This is a genomic window from Vibrio penaeicida (assembly GCF_019977755.1).
GTDB lineage: Bacteria > Pseudomonadota > Gammaproteobacteria > Enterobacterales > Vibrionaceae > Vibrio > Vibrio penaeicida.
In genome coordinates, this window is the sequence record NZ_AP025144.1 from 2,206,695 (window position 1) to 2,225,703 (window position 19,009).

Consider the following 19,009-nt stretch of genomic DNA (forward strand, 5'->3'; position numbering starts at 1 on the left):
TTAACATTCAACATCTGTCTAACAGTTTAATACTCTATAACCAAGTAACCCCAAAATACAATTAGCCCGCCGAGCGGCGGGCTAAGTTAACGCTTTTTAGCTAGTTAGCTTTCCACTTTCACTCTATGAAATAGACGATACAACACGGGTACGACAATAAGTGTCAGTACTGTTGCGAAACCCAATCCAAACATGATTGTGACTGCCATTGGCTTAAAGAAGATATCTGGCAGAAGTGGTACAAGACCTAGGATGGTCGTAATTGCTGCCATACATACTGGTCTAACACGGCTTAACGCTGCATCAACCACCGCTAAATATGGGTCTTTACCCGACTTCATCTCAATCTCAATTTGATCCAGTAGAACAATACCATTTTTCAATAGCATGCCAGACAAGCTTAAGAAGCCCAAGAGCGCCATAAAGCCAAATGGCGTGTCAAACAGTAACAAACCACACGTAACACCAATAACGGCTAATGGAACAGTCAGCCATACGATCAATGGCTCTTTCACTGAATTGAACAAGAAAACCGTAATCAAGAACATGAATAGATAGCCAAGAGGCATCGTCTTAAACAAGGATTCCTGCGCATCACGAGAGGATTCGTACTCACCGCCCCATTCAAGATAATAACCGGACGGCATTTCAATGGCTTCAATCTGGGACATGAGTCGTTTCTGTAGCGTCGAGGCTGTTTCTTCTCCTAATGGATCTGGGTCTGCCATTACCGTAAGCATGCGCTTGCGATCTTTTCTTACAATCAACGGGTCTTCCCAGCGAATGTCGTAGCCCAATGTGACTTGCTGCAACGGAATAAATTCGCTTAGAGCTGGGCTCCAGATTTTCATCCCTTCAATGTTTCTCAAGTCAACGCGCTCTTCTTCCGGTAGGCGAGAGACGATAGGCATTAACGTTGTACCATCGCGATACACACCAATATTTTTGCCAGAGAAGGACATCATAAGAAGCTCATCAACATCTGACTTAGTGATACCGTAACGACGTGCCTGGCTTTCGTTAAAGACAGGTTCCAGCACTTTGGTTCTTTCTCGCCAGTCATGTCGAATGTTGTGTGTTCCTTTATCGGCATTCATTATGTCGATAACTTCTGCGGCAATACCACGAAGTACTGTTGGATCGGAGCCCACTATTCTCGCTTCAATCTTCGCACCGCCACCGGGACCAAGCTCAATACGTTTTAGCTTGTAGTTAATCTCCGGGAAGTTAGCCTCGATGTATTCGCGCAAAGCTCCCATCAACGGCTCAAGCTTTTCGTGGCTGGTCACTCGAGTGGTAATTTCACCATAAGCGGCATATGCCTTTTCAGGGGCATAGGTCAACATAAAGCGCTGTAAGCCTTGACCGGCTGTAGTGGTGATATGTTCGACACCGTCTTTATTCTCTAACCAGTCCGCAATCACTTTCAACTTCGTGTTTGTCGCTCGTATATCCGTTCCTTCTGGCATCCAAACGTCAACCATAAACATCGGTGTGGTCGATGATGGGAAGAACGACTGCTTAATTTTAGTGAACCCGTATAACGAAGCCATCAACGCAACGATAAGTACAACAACGGTCAACCAAGCACGCTTCATGCAGAACTCTAAGAAACCGCGGTAAAGCGCAAATACCATGCCGTTGTATGGGTCTGACGGTTCTTCATTCTTATCGGACTTTTGCTCTTTAAAGAACAAATCTGCAAAGAAAGGCGTCAGTGAAATAGCGGTAAACCAACTCAGCATCAAAGAAATCAGTAGAACGGTAAACAAGGTTCCACAATATTCACCTGTCGCATCGTCAGACAAACCGATTGGTGCAAAAGCGGTAACAGCAATAACCGTCGCACCAAGAAGCGGCCATTTGGTTTGGGTTACAATATCGGTCGCAGCCTGCAATCTCGTTCGACCTTTTTGGGTGCCGATGAGTATCCCTTCCACAACCACAATCGCATTGTCCACCAGCATCCCTAATGCGATGACCAAAGCACCCAGTGAAATACGTTGCAAATCTATGGCGAGGTACTTCATAAAAATGAACGTACCAAATACCGTCAGCAACAGAATTAAACCAATGAGTAAACCAGAGCGCAGCCCCATAAAGAACAGAAGCACAACAATTACAATCGCTACAGCTTGCCCCAGACTAACCACAAATCCACTTACCGATTTATCAACTTCTTTCGGCTGGCTGTAAATTTCTGATATTTCAATTCCGATGGGTTGCTGATATTTCAGCTCTGCTAGGCGACGGTCAAACCTTTCGCCAACCTCAACTACATTTACCCCTTGGCTAAATGACACACCCAAGTTCAGTGCAACTTGACCATTGTAGTTGATGATATTTTTAGGAACGTCTACGTATCCACGTTTTATCTCGGCAACATCCCGTAAGAAGATTAGCCCTTGAGCGCCCCCTTCCGTCAGAATTAAATCACCAAGTTTATCGACATTCTCGAACTCACCTGTTGGTTGAATACGAATGTATTCATCACCTATTCGAATAGCACCCGCATCACTGACGGTGTTCTGGGTGGATAGAAGGTTGAAAACCGTACTTGGCGAGATACCTAATGTACTCATACGCTTCATTGAGATCTCAATGAATACTTGCTCTTGTTGTTGTCCCGATACATTCACTTTACCGACACCATCAACAAGCTCTAAATCTCGGCGAAGGTAATCAACATAGTCCAGCAACTCTTTGTATGTGTAACCATCCCCTGTGACTGCAAGTAGAATTCCGTAAACATCCCCAAAGTCATCAATAACTTGAGTAGGGTTAACACCAGGAGGCAGTTGAGACTGGGTATCGTTCACTTTTCGACGAAGTTCATCCCATATTTGTGGTAAATCGTCGGGACCATAGTTACTTTTCATGGTCACACTGATTTGCGATAAACCACGTGAAGATGTCGAATTAACTTCATCCACATAAGTTAACTGCTGGATGGCTTTTTCAAGCGGATAAGTGACTTCCTCTTCAACCTGAAGCGGTGTAGCACCCGGATAAGACGTTATGATCATGGCATCTTTGATTGTAAATGCCGGGTCTTCTAAACGACCTAATCCAAAGAACGCCGATACACCACCTATCAAAAAGATAAGTGATACCATCCAGCTGATCACGCGGTTTTTAATGAAATACGCAGCGACGCCTTTCTCTTCAGGGTTTAGTGGCTGGTTTGCATTACTCATTGACCTGCCTCCTGCTCGACTAATTCTACTTTCATACCATTACGCAATCTCGCAACACCAGCGGTTACAATTCGCTGTCCGTGCTCTAATCCCTCGACTATTTGAACTTCACTCAAGTTCACTTTTCCAGTTACGATCGGTGTTTTTTGCGCGATATTATTTTCGTCTATTACCCAAGCAAACTTATTGTCTCGATCCAAATTATCACCGTCGCTATTGAAAATCGCTTCAATTGGAGCGCTAATTCCGAGACGGAAGTTAAGCCCCTGGTTTTGCCCTTGTGCCGCTACTTCAACAGCCATACCGTCCAGAATAATAGTGTCGTCCGGCATTGGCATAGTAAGCGTTACGTTGTAAGTCGCCGTTTTAGGGTCAGGCTCGGTAGTGTATTCCTTAATTACCGCTGGGTATTCCACCCCTTCTTTCAAACGCACCACAACTTGAATGTTTTCAATATCCAAATCTTTGGGCTGTGCAACAAACAATCTGTCGGGTATCTGCACTAACACATCCACTTGTTCAGTGCTGTGTATGTTCACGATATGCTGACCAACTTGAATGTTTTCAAACTGATCGACGTTAACACGGGAAATGATTCCCGACATCGGAGCAAGCAGCTTGGTAAAGGAAAGATGAAGTTTGGCGAGTTCAAGTTCGGCTAATGCAATTTCTCTCTGTGCAGCAAGTTCATCAAATTGCGACTGAGCAAGCAGCCCCTTTTTCACCAAAGGCTCTGAACGGCGATATTGGCTATCCGCAACCGAAAACTTTGCCTGCGCATTATTGACTTTCAATTGGTAGTCGGTAGGGTCGAGCTGCGCGATAACCTGCCCTTTTTTGACGCGATCGCCCTCTTTTGCAGTCAATTTACTGATTTCACCAGATACACGAAAACTCAGCGCAGATTTGTCGGCCGCCTCAGCGACTGCAGGGAAAAACATTTGTTCTTTTTGAATTGATTCTCCAAGCTCAACGACTTTCACTCTCGGTAATGGCTTGTCTTCCACCACGGTAACTTGACCGCAACCCACCAAAACAGATAGCGCAAGTAATGTTAAAGGTACTTTAATATTCATATTACAGACCTCGCTCCTTAATCCACTCGCGCACTTTCATTCCTTCTTCCAGTTTGGAAACACCGGAAATAACAATCTGATCGCCATCTTCGAGACCACTGATAATGTGATAGTTATCATCCAAGCTCACCGAAGTGCTCTCAACAGAGCCATCGCTGTTTCTTTTCCATACAAAGGATTGCCCTTCACTCACCATGACAGCGCTTGAAGGAATCGATGTTTCTCTCCCCTCAGGAATTTCCACACGCACAATACCCGACATACCTGGCAGTAAACCGACGTCTTCTGGTCTTTCCATCACCATGGTCACTTTATAACTATTGGTTTTTGGATCCGCTTCCGTATCTATTTCTTGGAAAGTAAGAGGGAATGTACGATCAAGGTATGTATCAAATTTCATTTCTGCAGAAACAACATCACCGATTGAAAAGCGACGGAACACATGTTCTGGAAGCTGGAAAACGACTTTCAAAATCCGATCGGTTTGGATGTTCATTACGCCTTGTTGAGCACCTACAAATTCAAAATTTTGGGCATTAACGATGGAAATCGTTCCACTATATGGGGCTTTAAGCGAGGCATAACTCACGTTTGCTTTGGCTTGATATAGGCTTGCCAACGCCGAGCTATGATTTGCAGCGGCTTTATCGAAATCTTGCTCTGAAACCACCTTGTCTTTACGAAGTTTCTTGAATCGTAAATATTGGACTTCGGCCAAGTTAAAATTCGCTTGTGCTTGTTTCAATAATTGTTGGTATTCATCGGGGTTAAGCGTCGCGAGGATATCGCCTTTATTGACTTGCTTACCCGCAGTTGCAGGAATTGATTGAAGTTGCCCTGGCACGCGAAACGCCAGAACCGCTTTATCTCCGGCTTCAGAAGTAGCAGGGAACTCACGGAAAAGTTGCTTCTCGCTAAGGGAAATGGTGAGGAGTTTTGCAGGTCGGGAATCTGGCTCGGGTATTGGAGGTAACTCTCGACCACAACCAGCTAACGTTGCTACAGATAGGGCAAGTATATGAAATTTGAAACGCATAGCGTGTTCATCCATGTTTTGAAACTTCGTAATAACATAGATGAAAACAGATATGCGTTCCAGTGCAATTCAGAGATAAATGTATGAAATCTAACTTCTTGTTTCATGTTCCCTGAAACACGTACAGAATGTTAGAGATTCTTAAACTCTCGATTAACTTTGAAAGCGTCTGACGTTACGTACGCTTCCATGTTTTGTATCGAAGCTTCGAGATCAGACAGTTCACGTTCGAGGTTATGGATCACTTGACTAGGAGTACCTCCTGATTGCCAAGGCTTGCTTTTCAATTTGTGCTCAAATTGAGGTGCACTACTTTGTTTAATACTTTTCGGTTTCTTCTCTAGCATTAACGCTAACGCGATGTATGCGACAATAACAAAGAAACCAAAACCTAGTAGCGCTGCTGACACGACCAAAATCCTAACTAACCAGATCTCGGCACCAAAGTACTGTGCTACGCCGGCACAAATGCCGGCGATTTTTCCATTTTCAGGGTCTTTATATAAGCTCTTCTTTTGGCTCATTGATTTTGCCTCCAGTTTGGCGATTCAGCATCGAGAATACGCTCTAGCGTTTGAACTCGTTGCTGCATCGACTCTGCGTGGCGAGTGATGGATTGCAGCTTTTCAAAGTCTTCGTCTGACAATCCCTGCGCCGTTTTTCGTTTGCTGCGGTAGTGCAGCACTAGCCATATTGGTGCCACAAAGATTAGAAATACAATCAGTGGGGCTGTGATAAACGCTGCTGACATACAGAGACTCCGTTAGTTAATTACTTGTCTTCTTTATTTTGACTCATTTGCTCTTTCATTTTTGCGAGCTCTTTTTCAATCTCGTCTTGTGCTTGCAACTCTGCAAACTCTTGATCCAGAGAGCGTCCTGTCGATGTAAAGCTGTCCGCTTCCGCTTCTAGTTCATCTATTTTACGCTCGTACTGCTCAAATTTGGACATCGCTTCTGCGGTGCGGCTAGTGTGCAGGTGCTTTTGCACATCACGTCGGTTACCAGCAGCTTGACGACGAATCACAAGCGCTTGTTGCTTGGCACGAGTTTCGTTGATCTTGGCTTCAAGCTTACCAATTTCACCAGTTAACTTAGTAATGGTTTCATCAACTAGCGTTTGCTCTGTATGTAAGCCACGCGCCATTTCTTCCAGTTTTTGCTTTTCGATTAGCGCAGAGCGAGCCAAGTCTTCACGCTGTTTGGTAAGTGCAAGTGTTGCCTTCTCTTGCCATTCTTCGATTTGACGCTCTACTGTATCAACGCGGCGAGACAATTCTTTTTTGTCTGCAATAGCACGAGCAGAGTTTGTACGAACTTCAACCAACGTGTCTTCCATTTCCTGAATGATAAGACGAATCATTTTTTCAGGATCTTCAGCTTTGTCGAGAAGTGAGCTGATGTTTGAATTCACGATGTCCGCAAAGCGAGAAAAAATACCCATAATTGATCTCCTGTTTATGACTGTTCAACTTGGTATGGTTTCTATAATACACAATGCGTGCCAACTTTTATTTATTATATAATACAATAAGATAGAGAAAAATATCATTTTCCACTTTCTATGTTATGATTAATTGCACCAACACTTGGTAAATTTCGCCACCAGCTTAAGGAATACATCGTGAAACAGCAAAATCTTATAGGGGAATCCCCTTCTTTTCTCTCTGTTCTCGATAAAGTATCAAGGCTAGCGCCTATTGAAAGACCTGTTCTCGTCATTGGAGAAAGGGGAACAGGTAAAGAACTGATCGCCCAGCGTTTACATTATCTTTCAAAGCGATGGGATCAACCACTTGTCTCAATGAACTGTTCAACCTTAAGTGAAGGGTTAATCGACTCAGAGCTATTTGGGCATGAGGCTGGGTCATTTACCGGTTCAAAAGGCAAACACCAAGGTCGTTTCGAGCGTGCAGAAAATGGTTCACTTTTTATGGATGAACTCGCTACTGCTCCTCTATCTGTGCAGGAAAAGCTCTTAAGGGTAATCGAATATGGCGAATATGAGCGAGTGGGTGGTAGCCGAACGCTTTCTGCCGATGTGAGATTGATTTGTGCAACCAATGCTGATCTACCAGAAATGGCAGAAAATGGGGAATTCAGAGCAGACTTACTTGATCGCTTAGCGTTCGACGTCATTCACATCCCACCGCTGCGCCATAGAAAAGAAGACATCCTTTTACTCGCCGAGCAATACGCCATTAAAATGTGCCGAGAGCTATCGCTGCCCGTCTTTGTCGGTTTCGCGGATCATGCAATACAATCTCTGCTTGATTATCAATGGCCTGGCAACGTGCGTGAATTAAAAAACGTCATAGAGCGCGCTATTTATCAGCAAGGTGCAGGGGAATACCCTATTGATGAACTGGTATTCAATCCCTTTGGCACAGATTGGCAAACTGAACTGGTTCAAAGCGAGGATGCCCCTGCGACTGATGACACGATGGGCGATATTTCTCGTATGCAATTCCCTATCGACTACAAAAGATGGCAAGAAGATCAAGATCTCGCCTTACTGCACAAAGTCCTCGACGAATCCAAACATAATCAAAGACAAGCAGCGAAAATGCTCGGTTTGAGCTACCATCAGTTAAGGGGCATGTTGAGAAAATACAATCTCGTTGGTCAACAATCTGAGTAAAGTTTCATTTCAGCTTTATCCTTTGTGAAAAAGGGTGTGCGATGATTCTCATTTGCCCATTCGAAATCAGACTAATCGTTTGGTCTGTCAGGTAAAAAATGTTAAATTAGCCAGATCGAGAGGTACTAATGAGCAGATACATTATTACCTCGTTAAGTGCCAGAATTCTCATCTCTATGAAAGCGTTCATACAATTGTCTTTAACCGTCGCCAGTGCATGGCTTCTCAGTGCATGCGGCGATGATATTGATCACAGCATCGTAAAAAAACAAGGTTTTGTTTATTGTGGTCAAAGTTCACCTGTTTCATTTAACCCTCAACAAGTAGATAGCGGATTAACTGCGGATGCACTTAGCCAGCAAGTGTTTAATACGCTTTTAACGCTCGAACCTGAAACACATGAACCAATATCCAGCTTAGCGACAAGTTGGGATGTCAATGAAGATGGAACCGAATACCTTTTTAATCTAAGAGAGAATGTGGAGTTTCAAACCGCGCCTTGGTTCACTCCATCCAAACCTTTTTCAGCTCATGATGTCGTCTTCAGTTTTGAGCGCATTCTCAAAAGTTCACACCCTTTTCACTATTTAGGGCAAGGTCGCTACCCTTGGTTTGAAAGTATCGATTTTAGTGGATTGGTAAAATCGGTCGAAGCGATTAGCGACCATCAAGTTAAATTTACGCTCACTCGTGCAGACAATACGTTTCTCCCTAACATTGCAACCCCTTATGCGGTTATCCACTCTAGTGAATACGCGGATAAGCTGATCAAACAAGGGAATAAGCATCATATCGATACCCAACCAATCGGAACCGGTCCCTTCTATTTGGATGAGTACCAAGCAGGCGATTTGATTCGCGTGAAGAAGCACACAAACTATTGGCAAGGTGAACCCGCGATGGAGCAAGTGGTATTTGATATATCAACGCGTGGCACCGGTACGTTGGCAAAATTGCTGCGTAATGAATGTGACGTGTTGTCTTCGCCTGTCTCGAGCCAGCTACCTATTATTATTGAAAATGACGAATTGGTTTTGCATGCAAAGCCGGCGATGAATGTAGCGTTTATTGCATTGAACACGTCACACCCTGCGTTAAAAGACCGTCGCGTGCGTAAAGCTCTTAACCTTGCAATCAACCGACAAGTAATCTTAGATTCCGTCTATTACGGTACAGGCTCAATTGCGTATACTCTTTTGCCACCAAGCTCATGGGCTTATCAAAAAGACAGTATTCAGATTCGCTATGATCGCAACTATGCATTGGCGTTATTAGAAGAAGCTGGCTTGTCTAAAGGGTTAACTCTATCCATGTGGGTTCCATTAGAACCTCGTCCGTACAACCCTAGCCCACGTAAAACAGCAGAACAAATACAAGCAAGCTTTGCTGATATTGGGGTAACGTTGAATTTGCTGACTGACGATAGATTTAGCCGTGCGGAGCTCAATAAAAACTTACCTAATGTCGATATGTTACTCACAGGCTGGACGGCTAGCACGGGCGACCCAGATAACTTCCTGCGTCCGCTTTTATCTTGTAACGCTGAAAAAGCAGGGTTGAATGTCTCTATGTGGTGTAACCCAGATTTCGATTTCTTATTGGACTTATCCCGAGAAACCAACCAACCAAGGTATCGACTAAACCTATATCGTCAGGCACAAAACCTATTGAACCAAGAAATGCCCGTCATCCCACTTGCACATGGTATTCAATACCAAGCCAACCACAATTCATTAAGCGGATTTCAAATGAGCCCGTTCAATGTTCGCTCATTTCATACCGTCGAAAGGAGCGAATGATGTTTCTATATACCATTCGACGGCTGAACTTATTCATTATCACTTTACTGATCCTCACGTTTGTTGGGTTCAGTATTCTTAGGCTTGACCCAAATTCACCTGCGGCGTTGGATGACCTAATTCCTGGTTGGTTTCAGTACATTGGTGAGATCAGCCAATTTGATTTCGGTCTAAACGCGCAAGGAACACCTATTTGGGATGATTTGATGGTGGTTTTTCCGGCCACATTAGAATTGTGCTTCTTTGCCTTTCTTATTGCATTAATCATCGGGTTGCCCATTGGTACTGTCGCTGGCACTCGACAAGGCAAATGGATTGATACCGTCATCTCATTTACTTCTATGTCTGGCTTTGCTGCCCCAGTATTTTGGGTGGCATTGATGCTGATTCTGGTGTTCTCGTTAAATTGGGAGCTTTTCCCAGTAGAAGGACGTTATGACCTGCTCTATGAAATCGACCACGTAACTGGGTTTGCTATTATTGACGCCATGTTATCTGAAAGCCCGCTGAGAGCACACGCGCTTCATAGTGTACTGCAACACCTAATATTGCCGTGTATCGTTCTCGCACTCGCGCCTACCACACAAATCATTAGCTTAATGAGAGCTTCGGTAGCAGAAGTGATGCAGCAGAATTATATACGCGCTGCCAAAATAAACGGTCTATCCAAGTACGAGATTGTTATCGAGCACGTTATTCGAAATGCACTGCCGCCTATTATCCCAAAATTTGGCGTTCAGCTTTCTAGTATGCTGACTTTTGCCATTATTACGGAGTCCATATTCAACTGGCCTGGCATTGGACGTTGGTTGCTTGATGCACTCTCAAATCAAGATTACGTCGCGATTTCTGCGGGCGTTATGGTTGTTGCAACCTTTGTTTTGATTGCGAATATTCTATCGGATTTGATCGGAGCATTTGCGAATCCTCTGGTAAGAAAGGAATGGTATGCTGACAAATAATGTTTATCAGGAAGAACGCGTTCCTACACAGTTTGAGCATTTCTGGAATAGCTACCGGAGTAACACCTTGGCGATGTTTGGGCTTTGGTGCTTTATCATTTTGCTGGTTATTACGCTACTTTCACCGTGGTTAACACCCCATGATCCACAAGCTCAAACCGCTAATTTACGACTCCCCCCTTCTTGGAATGCTGAAGGTACCGTCGAGTTTTTCTTAGGAACAGATGATTTAGGAAGAGATATTCTTTCTCGGTTGATTGAAGGCTCTCAGCTCACTTTAGGTGCTGGGATTCTGATTACGTTAATCGCTGGCATTATCGGCTGTGCCATTGGTATTTTGGCAGGTATGACCAAAGGGTTAATATCCAGTACGTTAAACCACCTCCTCGACACGGTCATGTCCATTCCCTCACTCCTGCTCGCGATCATTTTCGTCGCCTTTTTAGGGTTTGGGGAATTCAATATTTTATTGGCGATTTGTTTAGCATTGATTCCTCGATTCATCCGTTCTGTCTATGTCGCTGTTCACAATGAAGTGGAAAAAGACTACGTCATTGCCGCACGTTTAGATGGAGCGAGAAACGTTCACCTGCTTTGGAACTCTATTTTTCCAAATGTATTACCCGTGATCGCCGCTGAATTCACTATGGCGTTGTCGGTTGCCATACTTGATATAACCGCATTAGGTTTTTTGGGGCTCGGCGCACAAGCCCCGAGTACAGAATGGGGTGCGATTCTTGGTGATTCGGTAGAGCTGATCTATTCCGCACCATGGACCGTCACCTTACCCGGCTTAGTGATCATGTTTACTATTGTTGTTATTAATCTAGTTGGTGAAGGAACCCGACGCGCATTAAATGCGGGGACAGAATAATGCCACTACTCGATATCAGACACCTAACAATAGAAATTGAGACGCCGCAAGGTAAAGTGAAAGCCGTGGATCGCATGAGCCTAACCATGAATGAGGGTGAAATTCGCGGTCTTGTAGGGGAATCTGGTTCCGGTAAAAGTTTGGTGGCGAAAGCGGTACTTGGTATTGCCAAAGACAACATGACTGTCACCGCAGACAGGCTTCGTTTAGGCAGCATCGATTTGCTGCAACTGACACCGCGAGAAAGAAGGCGCGTTATTGCTCGTGACATCGCCATGATTTTTCAGGAGCCTTCAACGTGTCTCGATCCCTCGGAACGAGTTGGACGTCAGTTAGCAGAGTCTATTCCACGTGACTCTTTCGAAGGTCGATGGTGGCAATCTTGGAAGTGGCGAAAAAAACAGGCCATGGCACTGCTCCACAAAGTAGGAATTAAAGATCATAAACGCATCATGCGCAGTTACCCCTACGAATTAACCGATGGGGAATGCCAGAAAATCATGATAGCAATGGCGATCGCGACCAAGCCAAGAGTACTAATAGCAGATGAGCCGACTAATGATTTAGATCCCATTACACAGTCCCAAATTCTAAGACTGCTCAGCCGAATGAATCAGGTAAATAACACCACGATTCTCCTCATTGGGCATGATCTGACGACCATTACACAATGGGCAGACAGAATCACCGTAATGTACTGTGGTCAGTCAGTGGAGTCTGCCGCAACAAAACAGATATTAAATGCTCCAAAGCACCCATATACCGTTGCTCTTTTGCAAGCCATGCCAGATTTCAATGATTGGATCCCACACAAGTCCAAATTACAATCTTTGCCGGGCTCAATTCCACCACTTCAACATTTACCTATTGGATGTCGCCTTGGTCCGCGCTGCCCTCACGCACAGCGCCAATGCGTTGAAATTCCGCGAACTCAAAAAGTCAAAAACCATAAGTTTAGCTGTCATTTCCCTCTGAATATGGAGAAACGTACATGAGCGCGTTGTTAGAAGTTCGTGACCTCAGAAAAACCTTTATCAGTCGCTCTGGTTTGTTCTCTAAAAAAGAACAAGAGGCAGTGAAGCCCGTAAGCTTCACTTTGGAAGCAGGACAAACGCTGGGCTTTATAGGTCAAAACGGTTCTGGGAAATCAACATTGGCTAAGATGTTAGCGGGTGTGATAGAACCGACTTCAGGAGAAATTCGCGTAATGGGAGAAAGGTTGGAGCACCGCGATTACGCCACGCGTTGCAAACTCATTCGCATGATTTTCCAAGATCCAAACACCTCTCTCAATCCTAGATTGCAGATCGGGACCATTCTCGAAGGTCCGTTGAAGCGAAATACGAACATGTCGTCAGAAGCTCGAAAGATGAGAGTGAAAGACACATTAATCCGTGTTGGCTTGCTACCTGAACATGCCTATTTTTACCCTCAAATGTTGGCTACTGGTCAGAAGCAGCGGATTAACCTTGCCCGTGCACTTATTCTTCAACCGTCTATAATTGTTGCTGATGAAGCTCTAAATGGTCTTGATATGGCCATGCGGTCTCAGATAATAAACTTACTATTAGAGTTGCAAGACGAAATGGGTGTGTCTTTTGTTTATGTGTCGCAGCATATTGGCATAATCAAACACATCACCGATAAAATAATGGTGATGCATGAAGGGGATGTAGTCGAATCGGGATCGACTCATGACGTGATTGCCAACCCATCTCACCAGATTACGCAACGTTTGATAGAAAGCCATTTCAATAAAGCTCCCGCACATTAGGGTTCGTTATGTCGAAAAGCACAAAATTTGCGTCTTATCTCATCGGCTTTTTGGTGCTTTTCTCTTACCCAATTTATTCATATTCGCAAACCAGTCATCGCTGGTTAGACACCGCTTATCTAGAAGAAGCGTTTTACGAAGTTGCATTAAAAAACGAATACGACTCTGAAAAACAGAACGTTAGAAAATGGCGAGAGCCTATAAAGATTTTTATTGAGCATAAAGTACCGGATGAAGACATTCATACGGAGCTTGCACAAATGCATATAAAGCACCTCTCCTATCTCACGAATCACCCAATAAGCCTGACGAATGACTTAGAAGAAGCCAATATTATTTGGGTTTATACACGTTTAAGTATTTGGGAAGACGATATCGTCAGAGTGCTGGGAAAACCGTCATTACAGCATTCCGGCAAAGCCATCTGTATGGCGAATTTTAAAACCGATGTAGGTGGAGAACTGATTAGAGGTGGAATAATTATTCCCGTTGATCAAGCGCGTTCTAAAGGGAAACTGCTCGGCTGTGTGGTTGAAGAAATCACACAGCTACTCGGGTTACCAAACGACTCTGATAAGGTATACCCTTCAATTTTTAACGATGCGTCGCCAGAGGATTTGCTTTCCCCTCTTGATGGATTACTGCTAAAAATCCTCTACCACCCTTCTCTAAAAGTAGGTATGAGCAGAGAAGAAGCAGAGCCTATCGTGAAGCAGATTATCGCTGATTTCAAAAACGACGGTACGTTAGAAAGCGCTATTCGCGAAGTTAGGAAAGGAGAATTATACCCGCTTATGGGGTTTTAATTTGATCCACTAGTACGTCTCGCCGAGGGATTGAATTTATGAGAGTGGTGAGATGGAAAATATACCCAAGCATCTTCAAAATGCTTGGGTACTTCTTTTTGCATAACTAGGTTTTAAACAACTAGGCTTAAACAACTAGGCTTAAACAGACATGTTTTAAGTAGCTGTATTTAAGATAGAACTGTTTTACAAAGCTCTATTTTTTGTTCGCTTGCTTCTTCAATTCAAAATCAAATTCATCGGGGAATAAAATCACCCCTTCTTCATTTTCATTTGGAAAAACAACCACAGAAAGTTCGTCATCCGCTAAGCCATGTGTCCATCTGCTGTGCCATTTATTCAAAGAAATAGGCTCTGGCTTACATTCTTCCCAATCACCATTCGCCCATGCTTGAGCAAACTCCTTGTTTGGCCAAACTGGTACACAATCCTCGTCCTCAGTGTTTAGCATGACACAACCATGCTCATCAGTCAGAATCCAGATCTCTCTGTTCGCTACGACCTCTTTCACACAGTATTTCAGGCGCTTTTCAGTATCGTAACGATTAATGGTGTCAATTTGTTCTTGGTCAAGTTGCTTAGACATGAAGGGTGCTCATTCAGGACTGGAATGCGGGAATTCTTTAGTATTCTCCTCATCGAGTCAAACAAAATTCATCGGGTCATACAAACTTTTTAAATAATTTCGCTTTATCCAACAAAACTTCTAGATCTTTCATTCGGTTACTGGTTTCAGACCACGTTGCAGACTGTATAGCCTCAACAATAGCTTCCACTAAAAACGTAATAGCAACGGTCGAATCCCAAGCAGATGGCGCTTCAATTCGAGCATGAAACACATGCTGCGCCAATTTAACAACAGGTGAACCCCATTGATCAGTAAACAAAATCAATTCGACATCTCGACTTCGAGCGATTTCTGCCAACGTTAAAATGTCATTTTCATATCGCCTAATATCAAACACTACTAAGGTATCGCCCGGTTTCATGTTGATCACATAATGCGACCAGCTGTTTGCATTCGGTTCAATCATGGTGACATTGGCACGAATGACCTGCATGTGCGTGAACATGTATTCGGCAATGGAATGGCTAATACGCCCTCCAACTATGTATAACGGGCTATCCGGCTTACTTAGCAATTCCACCACTTTACTAAAAGTGGCTTCATCCACCTGCGCAACTGTCTGCCTGATATTGTTCATCACGGTGTCTGCAAACCTATCCAAAAGGTGCGACTTTTCGTCCATGCTTGGAATAGAGGCGTGCTTTTCAATTGGGCTTTTCAGCGTATCCCCAATTTCCTCATGAATGCTACGCTGCATATCAGGAAACCCAGTAAAGTCGAGCTTTTTCGCCAGGCGTACCACGGTAGGCGTCGAAACTTTTGCAGCTTCCGACAGTGAAACAACCGTTCCAAGACTCGAAGCTGGGTAGTTTTCTAGCATCACATTGGCAAGTTGCCTTTCTGCTCGCGTTAACTTCGCAAATCTTGCCTTTATCCTTTCTGAAACGGTCAAATCTTACTCCATGAAGTAGTGGCTCTATCAATTATGTCAGCCCACCTAATTGATAACATTGTAACAAACATAACACGAGATCAAAAACTGAAAAAATAATTTCTGTAAATATATTGACAGCAAATAATTTTCTGTAAATATAGGCACAAATAGATCAATATTTAAACACATTTAACAAATTAGCTATCTCTTGAAGATTGAAACGGAATTCATATCTTCTGGTGATATTGATTAATTATCAAATAGTTAATTGATATTAGCAGTAAGACCATATGGAACAATGGAGTCATTAATGGATCAGGATCCAGTCGCATCTTTACCTACACCCATTCGGTCATTTGTCCGCATAGTTGAAACAATAAATCGAAGAATTGGTCGGTTCGCCATGTACCTCGTCTTTGTGATGATAGGCATTTTGCTTTACTCATCTATTTCAAAGACCTTCTTTTTCCCTTCCCTTTGGACATTGGAAATGGCTCAGTTTGTTATGGTGGCTTTCTATATGCTTGGTGGTCCTTACTCCATGCAACTCAATAGCCACGTAAGAATGGATTTGATCTACGGTAGCTGGAGTCCGAAAAAGAAAGCCATTATTGATAGCATCACTATCATCATGCTGCTGGTCTACCTTTCTATACTGTTGTACGGCGGAATATCGAGCACCAGTTACGCACTTGAATACGGTGAACGAAGCTATTCCGCTTGGCGCCCCTATATGTCTCCCATAAAGATCATCATGTGTCTCAGTATCGTGTTAATGCTTTTACAAGCGATTGCGGTCTGGTTCAGAGACATCGCCACCATTATGTATGGTGACAACTCTGAAAGTGCGGGGGCGCAATCATGAGTTACGAAATGATCGCTCTGCTGATGTTCTCCGCCATGATGTTAATGCTGCTGACTGGTCAACGTGTTTTTGCCGTTATCGGATCCATTGCGGTTATCGCAGCCCTTCTCCTTTGGGGAGATGGCGGATCTGAAATAGCCTTTAGCTCTGCCATTAAACTGATGAAATGGTACCCATTGTTAACCCTTCCGCTTTTCATATACATGGGCTACATGCTGTCAGAGTCTGGAATTGCGGAAGATCTATATCGAATGTTCCATGTATGGATGGGACCACTCAATGGCGGTTTGGCCATCGGCACAATTGGCTTAATGGTCGTGATTTCTGCCATGAACGGGTTGAGTGTTGCGGGGATGGCTATTGGCGCAAGTATCGCTCTGCCAGAACTGCTAAGACGTGGTTACGACAAAATCATGGTAACTGGCGTCATTCAAGCGGGGAGCTCTCTGGGTATTCTTGTTCCGCCAAGCGTCGTTCTGGTTCTTTATGGCATGATAGCTCGGCAACCTGTAGGGCAACTTTGGCTCGCTGGCGTTTTTCCAGGGCTCCTGATGGCCACGCTGTTCATCATTTACATTGTCATTCGTTGCAAAATTCAGCCAAATCTCGGTCCGGCGCTACCCGAAGAAGAACGTAACGTCAGCTTAAAAGAAAAACTGCTCTTACTGCGCGCAGGTATTACCCCACTTCTGATTTTTGTTTCTATGACTGGGCTGTTTTTGATGGGCGTAACGAGCTTAGTCGAAAGCTCCGCCGTGGGTGCAACCGCAGCGACGATTGCCGCAATTGCGAAAAAACGATTAAACCGTTCTGTAATGGAAGAAACGCTGCGCAAAACACTCGCAATTAGCTGCATGTTTATGTGGATTATCTTGGCTGCACTTTGCTTTGGGGCCGTTTTCGATGGTATCGGTGCCGTTAAGGCCATCGAAGGCTTCTTTATTGACCGCCTCAACCTGACCCCTTGGCAAGTTTTGATTTTAATGCAGCTCTCTTACCTTCTAATGGGAACATTTTTAGACGACACCGCCATGTTGGTCATCGTCGCTCCCTTGTATGTTCCTTTAGTTGGCGCATTAGGGTTCGATTTGCTCTGGTATGGTGTGCTTTACACCATCACGTGCCAAATTGCGTACATGACGCCCCCCTTTGGCTACAACTTATTCTTAATGCGAGCCATGGCTCCACCTGAAGTTTCCTTGAAGGATATCTACCTCTCAATCATTCCTTTTGTCCTGATTATGATTTTTGGATTGATTCTGGTGATGGCCTTCCCACAACTGGCTTTGTGGCTACCTGAGTACCACTACAGCCGATGAAACATAACCTTAAGTGACACCCTTACACTTGGACAAGGACACCCATTCCATGGAGGAATAAAACATGTCTAGTAGAAGAGATTTCCTTAAAAAAGCAGGTGCGGTATCTGCTGCGGGTGCGACGGCGATTGTCGGCGCTCCTGCCATCGCAAACAGCAAAAAAACCATTAAATGGCGTTTGCAAACCTACGCTGGACCAGCATTGGGCGAGCACGTTATCAAACCAGCGGTCGATGCTTTTAACAAAGCCGCAAATGGCGAAATGGTTATCGAGCTGTTTTATGCCGATCAGTTAGTACCTACTGGTGAGCTTTTCCGTGCGATGCAAAGAGGAACCATCGACGCAGTACAAAGTGATGATGACTCTATCGCTGCACCGGTGGATGTGTCCGTATTTGGGGGGTACTTCCCATTTGCTACCCGTTACAGCTTGGATGTCCCTGTACTCTTTGAGCAGTACGGGTTGAAAGAGATATGGCAAGAGGCATATGGCGAGGTAAAAGGCGTGACATGGCTATCTGCTGGCGCATGGGATCCTTGTCATTTCGCGACTGTAGAACCCATTAACAGCCTCGCTGACTTAAAAGGTAAACGTGTATTTACCTTCCCTACCGCTGGGCGGTTCTTGTCTCGCTTCGGTGTCATTCCCGTCACTCTCCCTTGGGAAGACGTGGAAGTCGCGATTCAAACAGGCGAGCTTGATGGCATTGCTTGGTCAGGAATTACAGAAGACTACACCGTAGGTTGGGCAGATGTGACCAAGTACTTCTTAACCAACAACATCTCTGGCGCGTGGTGCGGATCCTTCTTTGCCAATAGCGAACGTTGGGACGCCTTGCCTGAACACCTCAAAACACTGTGGAGACTTTGCATGGACAGCTCCCACTACTACCGACAGCACTGGTATTGGGGTGGAGAAGCTAAACTTCGTGTAGAAGGCGACAAACTTGCGCTCACCACCATTCCAGATGAAGAGTGGAAAACCGTCGAGCAGGAAGCGCTGAAATTCTGGGATGAAATCGCGAAAACTAGCCCTAGAACTAAGCGTGTGGTGGAGATATTTAAGAAATACGCCGCAGATATGGAGAAAGCAGGAAAGCCATATCGCTACAGCTAACAGGGTATAGCACCGGCTTGATTTAGCCGGTGCTTAGAGGAT

Annotated in this window: 18 protein-coding genes; 10 read left to right on the forward strand and 8 right to left on the reverse strand. The window is 44.4% G+C overall.

The genetic code is table 11. The features are described from left to right. Positions 1-104: 104 nt before the first annotated feature. From LDO37_RS09870 to pspA, 6 genes are all read right to left on the reverse strand, one after another. Positions 105-3,197, reverse strand: a complete 3,093-nt coding sequence (locus LDO37_RS09870; protein WP_126609185.1) for an efflux RND transporter permease subunit — start codon at positions 3,195-3,197, stop codon at positions 105-107. Continuing rightward, entirely contained in the window at positions 3,194-4,273 is a 1,080-nt protein-coding gene (locus tag LDO37_RS09875) for an efflux RND transporter periplasmic adaptor subunit (RefSeq protein WP_126609186.1), read from the reverse strand. Before LDO37_RS09875 ends, LDO37_RS09870 begins: the two co-directional genes overlap by 4 nt. 1 nt (position 4,274) lies before the next feature. After that, entirely contained in the window at positions 4,275-5,309 is a 1,035-nt protein-coding gene (locus LDO37_RS09880) for an efflux RND transporter periplasmic adaptor subunit (protein WP_126609187.1), read from the reverse strand. A 131-nt stretch (positions 5,310-5,440) separates the two neighbouring features. Continuing rightward, positions 5,441-5,833 (reverse strand): envelope stress response membrane protein PspC, encoded by a 393-nt coding sequence (pspC, locus tag LDO37_RS09885; RefSeq protein ID WP_101115311.1) that lies wholly within the window; start codon positions 5,831-5,833, stop codon positions 5,441-5,443. Continuing rightward, entirely contained in the window at positions 5,830-6,060 is a 231-nt protein-coding gene (gene pspB / locus LDO37_RS09890; protein WP_101115310.1) for an envelope stress response membrane protein PspB, read from the reverse strand. The genes pspC and pspB overlap by 4 nt, the downstream gene beginning before the upstream one ends. Positions 6,061-6,080: 20 nt before the next feature. Then, positions 6,081-6,752: a phage shock protein PspA gene (pspA, locus tag LDO37_RS09895; RefSeq protein WP_101115309.1), complete on the reverse strand. Its 672-nt coding sequence runs from the start codon at positions 6,750-6,752 to the stop codon at positions 6,081-6,083. Between the two features lie 180 nt (positions 6,753-6,932). On the opposite strand from pspA, the gene pspF reads away from it, so the two are divergent. The 7 genes from pspF (at position 6,933) to LDO37_RS09930 (ending at position 14,164) form a co-directional block, all read left to right on the forward strand. Continuing rightward, positions 6,933-7,949, forward strand: a complete 1,017-nt coding sequence (gene pspF, locus LDO37_RS09900) for a phage shock protein operon transcriptional activator (RefSeq protein WP_126609188.1) — start codon at positions 6,933-6,935, stop codon at positions 7,947-7,949. Between the two features lie 176 nt (positions 7,950-8,125). After that, positions 8,126-9,748, forward strand: coding sequence for an ABC transporter substrate-binding protein (locus LDO37_RS09905; protein ID WP_126609190.1), 1,623 nt, complete (start codon positions 8,126-8,128; stop codon positions 9,746-9,748). Then, on the forward strand, positions 9,748-10,710 hold the full coding sequence (locus LDO37_RS09910) for an ABC transporter permease (protein WP_126609191.1): 963 nt from the start codon (positions 9,748-9,750) through the stop codon (positions 10,708-10,710). Before LDO37_RS09905 ends, LDO37_RS09910 begins: the two co-directional genes overlap by 1 nt. Beyond that, positions 10,697-11,584, forward strand: coding sequence for a putrescine export ABC transporter permease SapC (sapC, locus tag LDO37_RS09915; protein ID WP_101115306.1), 888 nt, complete (start codon positions 10,697-10,699; stop codon positions 11,582-11,584). Before LDO37_RS09910 ends, sapC begins: the two co-directional genes overlap by 14 nt. Continuing rightward, the gene (locus LDO37_RS09920) at positions 11,584-12,579 is read left to right on the forward strand and encodes a peptide ABC transporter ATP-binding protein (protein ID WP_101115305.1); all 996 of its coding nucleotides are present in this window, start codon (positions 11,584-11,586) and stop codon (positions 12,577-12,579) included. Before sapC ends, LDO37_RS09920 begins: the two co-directional genes overlap by 1 nt. Then, positions 12,576-13,358, forward strand: coding sequence for a peptide ABC transporter ATP-binding protein (locus LDO37_RS09925; RefSeq protein ID WP_126609189.1), 783 nt, complete (start codon positions 12,576-12,578; stop codon positions 13,356-13,358). The genes LDO37_RS09920 and LDO37_RS09925 overlap by 4 nt, the downstream gene beginning before the upstream one ends. An 8-nt stretch (positions 13,359-13,366) precedes the next feature. Continuing rightward, a complete protein-coding gene (locus LDO37_RS09930; RefSeq protein WP_224055106.1) occupies positions 13,367-14,164 on the forward strand; it encodes a DUF2927 domain-containing protein in 798 nt (265 codons plus the stop codon). A gap of 196 nt (positions 14,165-14,360) precedes the next feature. Here LDO37_RS09930 and LDO37_RS09935 read toward each other — a convergent pair whose 3' ends face one another. Beyond that, complete coding sequence (locus tag LDO37_RS09935) at positions 14,361-14,750, reverse strand: DUF2750 domain-containing protein (protein ID WP_104402502.1); 390 nt, start codon at positions 14,748-14,750, stop codon at positions 14,361-14,363. A 76-nt stretch (positions 14,751-14,826) separates the two neighbouring features. Further along, entirely contained in the window at positions 14,827-15,684 is an 858-nt protein-coding gene (locus LDO37_RS09940) for a MurR/RpiR family transcriptional regulator (protein ID WP_201797037.1), read from the reverse strand. 292 nt (positions 15,685-15,976) lie between these two features. Between LDO37_RS09940 and LDO37_RS09945 the strand changes: the two genes are divergently transcribed. The 3 genes from LDO37_RS09945 to dctP all read left to right on the forward strand — a co-directional run bounded on the left by LDO37_RS09945 (position 15,977) and on the right by dctP (position 18,967). Then, positions 15,977-16,531, forward strand: coding sequence for a TRAP transporter small permease subunit (locus LDO37_RS09945; RefSeq protein WP_224055107.1), 555 nt, complete (start codon positions 15,977-15,979; stop codon positions 16,529-16,531). Continuing rightward, on the forward strand, positions 16,528-17,850 hold the full coding sequence (locus LDO37_RS09950; RefSeq protein WP_126607299.1) for a TRAP transporter large permease: 1,323 nt from the start codon (positions 16,528-16,530) through the stop codon (positions 17,848-17,850). Before LDO37_RS09945 ends, LDO37_RS09950 begins: the two co-directional genes overlap by 4 nt. 64 nt (positions 17,851-17,914) lie before the next feature. Continuing rightward, positions 17,915-18,967: a TRAP transporter substrate-binding protein DctP gene (gene dctP, locus LDO37_RS09955; protein ID WP_104402505.1), complete on the forward strand. Its 1,053-nt coding sequence runs from the start codon at positions 17,915-17,917 to the stop codon at positions 18,965-18,967. Positions 18,968-19,009 lie beyond the last annotated feature (42 nt).